The organism is Streptosporangium sp. NPDC023615, assembly GCF_040640155.1.
GTDB lineage: Bacteria > Actinomycetota > Actinomycetes > Streptosporangiales > Streptosporangiaceae > Streptosporangium.
This window is the reverse complement of record NZ_JBFABE010000027.1, coordinates 86,804-95,255: the sequence shown is the minus strand read 5'-3', so window position 1 is coordinate 95,255 and position 8,452 is coordinate 86,804. Positions and strand designations below refer to the sequence as shown.

Genomic DNA, 8,452 nt, shown 5'->3' with positions numbered 1-8,452 from the left:
CACCCGACCACCGACCGGATCAACCAGCCGACCACCAGGGGCGTTCCATTTCGTATTTCAACCGTACAGGCCTGTCAAGATTGTGTCAAATTGTGAAGCTCAGTTCACTTGTCACAATCCCGGCAAACTCGCTAGGATTTTGTTCCCCGCTTCCGGGGCAACCCTCTGAACCTACCGTGCCAGTCAGGCCGTGGCGAATCAACCGGTTTTCCGGTGACCTACGTGGGTCCGAACTCTCAGGCTCGTTCAGTGGATCGGCTCCCGGGGCCCGTCCGCCTCGCAGGCGTCCGGCTCGCTCCCGGGGCATGAGAAACATTATGCGCCTCTCCGAACATCGTCAAATCAGCGGCTCCCGATAAAACCGCAGGTCAGAGCGTTGCATGGGGAGAATCCGGCGCCTTCGCCACCGAAACGTTACGCGCAGGTACGACCGACGCCCCGGTCGTGACCGGGGCGTCGGCACATCATGTCCATCTCGTTGAACCGTCGTGGACCGATCTACCGGACATTGGCCGTGCCGCGGGCGCGACCGGTACGAAGATCGAGAACTTCGGGCCGGGGAAACCCGGACAGGGACCGCCCCGGGGCCGGCCACCTCCCGGGATCCGGGACCGGCCGCACCGAGGTCAGGCTCCGACGAGCTCGACGCCACCGATGAAACGCTTGCCCCGGCGCAGCACCAGGAAGCGCCCGTGGATCAGGTCGTCGGCGGACGGCACGTACGCCTCGTCGGTGACCTTGACGTTGTTGAGGTAGGCGCCGCCCTCCTTCACCGCGCGGCGCGCCTCGGACTTCGACTTGACCAGTCCGCTCTCGGCGAGCAGGTCGACGAAGGACGCCCCCAGGCCGGACACCTCGGCGCGCGGTACCTCCGCGAGGGCCTCCCCCAGCGTCCGGGCGGGCAGTTCCTCCAGGGACCCCTGCCCGAACAACGCCCCGGAGGCCGCGATCACCGCGGCGCACTCCTCGCCTCCGTGCAGCAACGTGGTGAACTCCTCGGCGAGCGCCCGCTGAGCCTCACGGGCGGCCGGTCGCTCCGCCGCGGCCTTCTCCAGTGCCTCGATCTCCTCACGGGACCTGAAGCTGTAGATCTTGAGGAACTTCACCACGTCCCGGTCGTCGGCGTTCAGCCAGAACTGGTAGAACGCGTACGGGGAGGTCATCTCGGGGTTGAGCCAGACCGCGCCTCCGGCGGTCTTGCCGAACTTGGTGCCGTCGGCCTTGGTGATGAGCGGCACGGTGAGGGCGTGCACGTGCCCGCCGGTCACCCGGCGGATGAGGTCGTTCCCGGCGGTGATGTTGCCCCACTGGTCGCTGCCGCCGATCTGCAGGGTGCAGCCGTGGCGCCGGTTCAGCTCCAGGTAGTCGTTGGCCTGCAGGATCTGGTAGCTGAACTCGGTGTAGCTGAGCCCCTCCCCGCCCAGACGGGCCGAGACCGACTCGCGGGCGAGCATCCGGTTGACCGGAAAGTGCTTGCCGACGTCGCGCAGGAAGTCGATCGCGGACATGCCCTCGGTCCAGTCGAGGTTGCTGACCAGGATGCCGCGCCTCTCGTCGGAGAAGTCGAGGAACTTCTCCACCTGGACGCGGATCCTCGCGACCCATTCGGCCACCACGTCGGAGGAGTTGAGCGAGCGCTCGGTGCTCCGGCCGCTGGGGTCACCGATCAGACCGGTCGCGCCGCCCACCAGCCCGATGGCACGGTGGCCCGCCCGCTGCAGGCGGGTCAGCGTCAGCAGCGGGACGAGGTTGCCGACGTGCAGCGAGGGGGCGGTGGGGTCGAAGCCGCAATAGACCGTGATCGGACCCTCGGCCATCGCCGCCCGCAGGGCGTCGATGTCGGTGGACTGCGCGATCAGGCCGCGCCAGGCGAGGTCATCCAGAATGTCGGTCACGATCCTTGCTTTCCAATGCTCGAAGGGACTTCCGGGGCTCCTGACACCACCCTGCCCGATCACCACCGGGTCGCGCCACCCGGATACCCCTTAGCGCCCGGGTCGACCAGCGAGCAGGCGGCCGGCACGTCGTGCGAGGGCGGGGACACGGACACAGACACGCGACGGAACCCGGGCGGGACCGCGGCAGAACCCGGCCGGGCAGGACCGGACCTGACGGGGCCGGGCTGGGCTGGGCTGGGGCGGAACCGGCCCGCCGGACCGGACCTAGCGGCGGCGCGGAACGTGCGCACGGTGCGGCGAGACGGTGGGGTCCGCGTCGATCCAGAAGCGCCACGGCGTCTCCTGCGCCGACGAGACCCCGGTCCGCGGCCCCGACCTGATCGACGAGGGTGCGACCGGCTCACCCGGCGACACGAAGAGTTCCGGGAGCCCCGGGAGCCCCGGGAGCCCCGCGAGCGGCCCGGGGGCGCAGGCGTCAAGGCCGTTGTGCTCGCGGGTGAAGCCGAGCGCCACCGCCAGCCGGGCCGGCCCCTTGGCGAGATCGTGGTGCTTGACGACGCGGGCGCTTCCGGCGGTGCGGCGGGCCAGGGCACGCTCGGCGCCGGAGATCACCTCTCCGGCCCGGAGCAGCACCCCGGAGCCGACCCCCTCGGGCAGGCAGGTCAGGTTGGCGCAGAAGTGCATGCCGTAGGTGAAGTACACGTACAGGTGACCCGGCGGGCCGAACATCACCGCGTTGCGCGCCGTCCGGCCGCGGTAGGTGTGCGAGGCCGGGTCCTCGCCGGGCACGCCGTACGCCTCGGTCTCGGTGATGCGGAGCGCGACCGGCCCGTGCACCAGCACCCGTCCCAGCAGGTCCGGGGCGACCTGGTGGGCGGGACGGTCGAAGAAGTCCCGGGTCAGCCTCACCGGGGCGGGCGTCCCCACGCCCCGCTCACCCCGCTCGTCGTCGGGCGTCGGCCGCGTCACCGTCACGGGGCCTCAGTTCCCGCTCGCCCAGCTCGCCTGGCCGTCGACGATGTCGCGCAGCGCGATGAGCTGGTCGCGGACCCGGTCGGGCGCGGTGCCGCCGTGCGCCTTGCGGGCCGCCAGGGCGCCGGGCACCGAGAGCACCTCCCGGGAGTCGGGCGTGAAGTGCGGCGAGACCTTGGCCAGCTCGTCGTCGGTGAGCTCGCCGAAGTCCTTGTCGTTGACCTGGCACCAGACGACCAGGTGCCCGACCGCCTCGTGGGCCTCGCGGAACGGCACGCCCCTGCGGACCAGCAGCTCGGCCAGGTCGGTGGCCAGCGCGAACCCGTCGGGGGCCGAGGCCTCCAGTTTGGCGGTGTTGACCCGCATGGTCGCCACCAGCCCGGCCATGGCGGGAAGGACGAGCAGCAGGGTGTCGACGGAGTCGAACACCGGCTCCTTGTCCTCCTGCAGGTCGCGGTTGTAGGTCAGCGGCAGGCCCTTGAGCGTGGTCAGCAGCGCCATGAGGTTGCCGATGAGACGCCCGCTCTTGCCCCGGGCGAGCTCGGCCACGTCGGGGTTCTTCTTCTGCGGCATGATCGACGAGCCGGTGGAGTAGGCGTCGTCCATCTCGATCCAGCGGAACTCCTGCGAGGCCCACAGGACGATCTCCTCGCCCAGCCGGGACAGGTGCACGCCGACCATCGCCGCGTCGAACAGGAACTCGGCGGCGAAGTCGCGGTCGGCGACGGCGTCCATCGAGTTGGGCGCGGCGGAGTCGAAGCCGAGCTCCTCGGCCACGGCCCGCGGGTCCAGCGGCAGGGAGGAGCCGGCCAGCGCCCCGGAGCCGAGCGGGGAGACGGCCGCGCGCCGGTCCCAGTCGCGCAGCCGGTCGATGTCGCGGGAGAAGGCGTGCACGTGCGCCAGGAGCTGGTGGCCGAAGGAGACCGGCTGCGCGTGCTGCAGGTGGGTCATGCCGGGAGCGGCCGTCTCGGCGTGCTCCTCGGCCTGGCTCATCAGCGCGGTCTCCAGCTCCACCAGCCGGGAGACGATGTGGCGGACGTGGTCGCGGAGGTAGAGCCGGAGATCGGTGGCGACCTGGTCGTTGCGGCTGCGGCCCGCCCTGAGCTTGCCGCCGAGCGTGCCGAGGCGCTCCAGCAGCCCGCGCTCCAGCGCGGTGTGGACGTCCTCGTCGGCCACGGTCGGCCGGAACTCGCCCGCCTTGCAGGCGCGCTCCAGGTCGTCCAGCGCGGCGATCATCCGCGCCAGCTCGTCCTCGGTCAGCAGGTTCGCGCGGTGCAGCACCCGGGCGTGCGCGCGCGAGGCCAGCAGGTCGTACGGTACGAGCCGCCAGTCGAAGTGCACGCTCACCGAGAGCCTGGTCAGCGCGTCGGCCGGACCTCCTTCGAACCGGCCGCCCCACAGCCGCATCGGCTTGCCACCATCAGTCACCGTCGTTCTCCCTCCCCATTCAATCCGCGACCCTAGCCCACTCAGGACAGCCGGGCGTCCCGCGCCGAGGCAATCTTGGAGGGCAGGCTCCACAGCTCGACGAAGCCCCTGGCCAGGGACTGGTCGAAGGTGTCGCCGGTGTCGTAGGTGGCGAGGTTGAAGTCGTACAGCGACGCCTCGGAGCGCCGGCCGGTGACCGTGGCCCGGCCGCCGTGCAGGACCATCCTGATCTCGCCGGTGACGTGCTCCTGGGCCTCGGCGATGAAGGTGTCGAGGGCCTTCTTGAGCGGGGAGAACCACAGGCCGTCGTAGACGAGCTCGCCCCAGCGCTGGTCCACCGAGCGCTTGAACCGGGCGAGGTCGCGCTCGACGGTCACGTTCTCCAGCTCCATGTGCGCGGTGATCAGCGCGATGGCGCCCGGGGCCTCGTAGACCTCGCGGGACTTGATGCCGACCAGCCGGTCCTCGACCATGTCGAGGCGGCCGACGCCCTGGGCGCCGGCGCGCCGGTTGAGCTCCTCGATGACCTGGAACGGGGTCAGGTGCCGCCCGTCCAGGGCCACCGGGACGCCCTTGACGAAGCTGATGACGACCTCGTCGGCCTCGCGCGGCTGGGCCGGGTCGGCGGTGTAGGCGTAGACGTCCTCGACGGGGCCGTTCCAGATGTCCTCCAGGAAGCCGGTCTCCACGGCCCTGCCCCAGATGTTCTGGTCGATGGAGTACGGGTTCTTCTTGCTGGTCTCGATCGGGAGGTTCTTCTCCTCGGCGTAGGCGATCGCCTTGTCCCGGGTCCAGGCGTAGTCGCGGGCCGGGGCGATGACCTTGAGCTCGGGGAAGAGTGCGGCCAGGCCGGCCTCGAACCGTACCTGGTCGTTGCCCTTGCCGGTGCAGCCGTGCGAGACGTGGGTGCCGCCGAACTCCTTGGCCGCGGCGGCCAGGTGCTTGACGATCAGCGGGCGCGAGAGCGCGGAGACCAGCGGGTAGCGGTCCATGTAGAGCGCGTTGGCCTGCAGGGCGGGCACGCAGAAGTCGGTGGCGAACTCCTCGCGGGCGTCCACCACGACGGATTCCACGGCGCCGCACTCGATGGCCCGCTTGCGGATGGCCTCCATGTCCTCGCCGCCCTGGCCGACGTCGACGGCCACCGCGATGACCTCGGCGCCGGTCTTCTCGGCGAGGAAGGGAATGGCCACGGAGGTGTCGAGGCCGCCGGAGAAGGCGAGTACGACCCGGTCAGTCATGATTGGTATCTCCAGGTTCTTCGTTCGTCACAGGTGTCAGATGCTGCCAGGGACCGCCCGCCTGAGCGGGCTGAATACGTCGGTCGGCGTGCCTGAGCAGCGCCTCGGCGACCGACGCCCCGCCCGTCGGGTCCCGGCTGATGACGAGGATGGTGTCGTCCCCGGCCACGGTGCCGAGGATGGACTCCCAGTCGGCGTGGTCGATGGCGGAGGCGAGGAACTGCGCGGCCCCCGGGGGCGTGCGGACGATGACCAGGTTGGCGGAGGCCTCGGCGGAGACGAGGAGCTCCTCGGCGAGCCTGCCGAGCCGCGCGGCCGGTGACTCCCCGGCGCCGAGCCTGGCCCGCCGTATCCGGTCGCCGCCCTCGCCGGGCAGGGCGTAGACCAGGGAGCCGTCCTCGGCGCGCAGCTTGAGCGCGCCGAGCTCGTCCAGGTCGCGCGAGAGGGTGGCCTGGGTGACCTCCACTCCGCTCTCCAGCAGCAGCTTGGCCAGCTCCGGCTGGGACCTGATCGGCTGCCGCTGGAGCAGGTCGGTGATGCGCGCCTGGCGGGCGACCTTGGTCATCGGGATCTTCATGCGGGGCCCTCGCCCCCGGAACCGTCACCGGCTCCGGCTCCGAGGCCGTCCGCGGGCGCGTCCCGGCCGGCCACCGCGACCAGCCAGTACAGCAGGGCCTTCTGGGCGTGCAGCCGATTCTCGGCCTGGTCCCAGACCAGGCTGCGCGGGCCGTCGACGACCTCGGCGGTGATCTCCAGGTCGCGGTAGGCGGGCAGGCAGTGCAGGACGACGGCGCCGGGGGCGGCCCGGCCGAGCAGCGCGGCGTTGACCTGGTAGGGCGTCAGGTCGGCGAGCCGCTGCTCCCTGCCGTCCTGGCCCATCGAGACCCAGGTGTCGGTGGCGAGCACGTCGGCGCCGTCGGCGGCCTCGGCCGGGTCGGCGAGGACGGTGGCCGACCCGCCGGTCGTCGCGGCGATCTCCGTGGCCCTGCGGAGGATCTCCGGGTCCGGCAGGTAGCCGGCGGGGGCGGCGACGCGTACGTGCATGCCGGCCAGCGCGCCGCCGAGCAGGTAGGAGTGGGCCATGTTGTTGGCCCCGTCCCCGAAGTAGGCCAGGGTCACCCCGGCGGTCGCGCCGAAGTGCTCCCTGACCGTCTGCAGGTCGGCGAGGATCTGGCAGGGGTGGAACTCGTCGGTGAGGGCGTTGACCACCGGCACCGAGCTGATCGAGGCCATGGCCTCGATCCTGTGCTGGCCGGAGGTGCGCCACACGATGGCGCCCACCTGGCGTTCCAGCACCCGGGCGGTGTCCTCGATCGACTCCCCCCGGCCCATCTGGGAGGAGCCGGCGTCGAGGATCAGCGGGAGGCCGCCGAGCTCGCCGATGCCGACCGCGAAGGAGATCCGGGTGCGGGTGGAGTGCTTGTCGAACAGGACGGCGACGGTCTGCGGGCCGGCGAAGGGCCGGTAGCCGTGGCGGTCCTTCTTCATCGCCTCGGCCAGGTCGAGGACCTGCTCCTGCTCGGCGGGCGTGAGGTCGTCGTCCCGCAGGAAGTGCCTGACGGGCGCGTGCGCGGTGAGCGCCCGTCCGGCGGGGTCACCGGTCATCGGAGGCTCCGTCCAGGATGGCGGGGAGCGCGGCCGTGAAGGTGGCGACCTCGGCGGAGGTGATGACCAGCGGGGGCGCGAGCCGTACCGCGTCGGGCTGGAGGGCGTTGACCAGGAACCCGGCCCGCTGCGCGGCGGCCTGGACGGCGGCGGAGCGGTCGGCGGTCAGCACGACGGCGAGCCACAGTCCCCGGCCGCGCACGCCGGCGAGCAGCGGGTGGTCGATCGCGGCGATGCCCGCGGCGAGCTCGGCGCCGACGGTCCGGACGTGCTCCAGCAGGCCGTCGCGGTCGATGGTGTCGAGCACGGCGAGGGCCGCGGCGGCGGCGACGGGGTTGCCGCCGAAGGTGGAGCCGTGGTCGCCCTTGGCGAACAGGGTGGCCGCCTCGCCGAAGCCGACGCAGGCGCCGATCGGCAGGCCGCCGCCGAGGCCCTTGGCCAGGGTGAGCACGTCGGGCAGGACGCCCTCGTGCTGGTGGGCGAACCAGTGGCCGGTGCGGCCGATGGCCGACTGGATCTCGTCGGCGACCAGCAGCGTGCCGGTGGCGTCGCAGACGTCCCTGGCGGCGCGGAAGTACCCCTCGGGCGGGGGCACGACCCCGGCCTCGCCCTGGGTGGGTTCGAGGAAGAGCGCGGCGCAGCGGTCGTCGACCGCGCTCTTGAGCGCGTCGGCGTCGCCGTAGGGGACGAAGGTGACGTCGATCGGGAACGGGCCGAACGGGTCGCGGATGGAGGGCTTGCCGGTCAGTGAGAGCGCGCCCAGGCTGCGGCCGTGGAAGCCGTTCTCGGCGGCCACGAAGCGGGGGCGGCCGTTGGCCTTGCCGTACTTGAGGGCGAGCTTGAGGGCGGCCTCGTTGGCCTCGGTGCCGGAGTTGGAGAGGAAGACCCTGGCCGGGGCGCCGAGCAGGCCGAGCAGGCGTTCGGCGAGCAGCACCTCGGGCTCGTGCAGGAAGAGGTTGCTGGTGTGGGCGAGGGTGGCGACCTGGCGGGTGACGGCCTCCACCAGGGAGGGGTGGGCGTGGCCGAGCGAGCTGACCGCGATGCCGCCGAGCATGTCGAGGTACTCGCGGCCGTCGACGTCCCAGATCCGCGTGCCCTCGCCCCGGGCCAGTGCCAGCGGGGGCACCCCGTAGTTGGGCATGAAGGCGGCCTCGAAGCGCCTGGTGAGCGCCTCGCCTGCGGATCCCGCGACGGTCCCGGTGGCGGTCCCGGTGGCGGGGTGGGCGACGGGCTCGTGCTGCGGGCTCACTGGTCGTTCCCCTTCGGTGCGGCGGCGGCCGCCGGCCGCGGCCTGGGCTGTTCGGGCAG

The 8,452-nt window shown here is 71.9% G+C and carries 7 protein-coding genes; all 7 read right to left on the bottom strand.

The genetic code is table 11. The annotated features are described in order from the left end of the window. Window positions 1-626: 626 nt before the first annotated feature. Window positions 627-1,895, bottom strand: a complete 1,269-nt coding sequence (tyrS, locus tag AB0G16_RS20415) for a tyrosine--tRNA ligase (protein WP_362806856.1) — start codon at window positions 1,893-1,895, stop codon at window positions 627-629. Window positions 1,896-2,162: 267 nt separating this feature from the next. Next, window positions 2,163-2,873, bottom strand: a complete 711-nt coding sequence (locus AB0G16_RS20410; RefSeq protein WP_362806853.1) for a DNA-3-methyladenine glycosylase — start codon at window positions 2,871-2,873, stop codon at window positions 2,163-2,165. Window positions 2,874-2,879: 6 nt separating this feature from the next. Then, a complete protein-coding gene (gene argH, locus AB0G16_RS20405) occupies window positions 2,880-4,298 on the bottom strand; it encodes an argininosuccinate lyase (RefSeq protein WP_362806850.1) in 1,419 nt (472 codons plus the stop codon). A 41-nt stretch (window positions 4,299-4,339) separates the two neighbouring features. Then, window positions 4,340-5,539 (bottom strand): argininosuccinate synthase, encoded by a 1,200-nt coding sequence (locus AB0G16_RS20400; protein WP_362806848.1) that lies wholly within the window; start codon window positions 5,537-5,539, stop codon window positions 4,340-4,342. Next, the gene (locus tag AB0G16_RS20395; protein WP_362806845.1) at window positions 5,532-6,116 is read right to left on the bottom strand and encodes an arginine repressor; all 585 of its coding nucleotides are present in this window, start codon (window positions 6,114-6,116) and stop codon (window positions 5,532-5,534) included. The genes AB0G16_RS20400 and AB0G16_RS20395 overlap by 8 nt, the downstream gene beginning before the upstream one ends. Next, the gene (gene argF, locus AB0G16_RS20390; protein WP_362806842.1) at window positions 6,113-7,144 is read right to left on the bottom strand and encodes an ornithine carbamoyltransferase; all 1,032 of its coding nucleotides are present in this window, start codon (window positions 7,142-7,144) and stop codon (window positions 6,113-6,115) included. The genes AB0G16_RS20395 and argF overlap by 4 nt, the downstream gene beginning before the upstream one ends. Further along, complete coding sequence (locus AB0G16_RS20385; protein WP_362806872.1) at window positions 7,134-8,285, bottom strand: acetylornithine transaminase; 1,152 nt, start codon at window positions 8,283-8,285, stop codon at window positions 7,134-7,136. The genes argF and AB0G16_RS20385 overlap by 11 nt, the downstream gene beginning before the upstream one ends. Window positions 8,286-8,452: the final 167 nt, after the last annotated feature.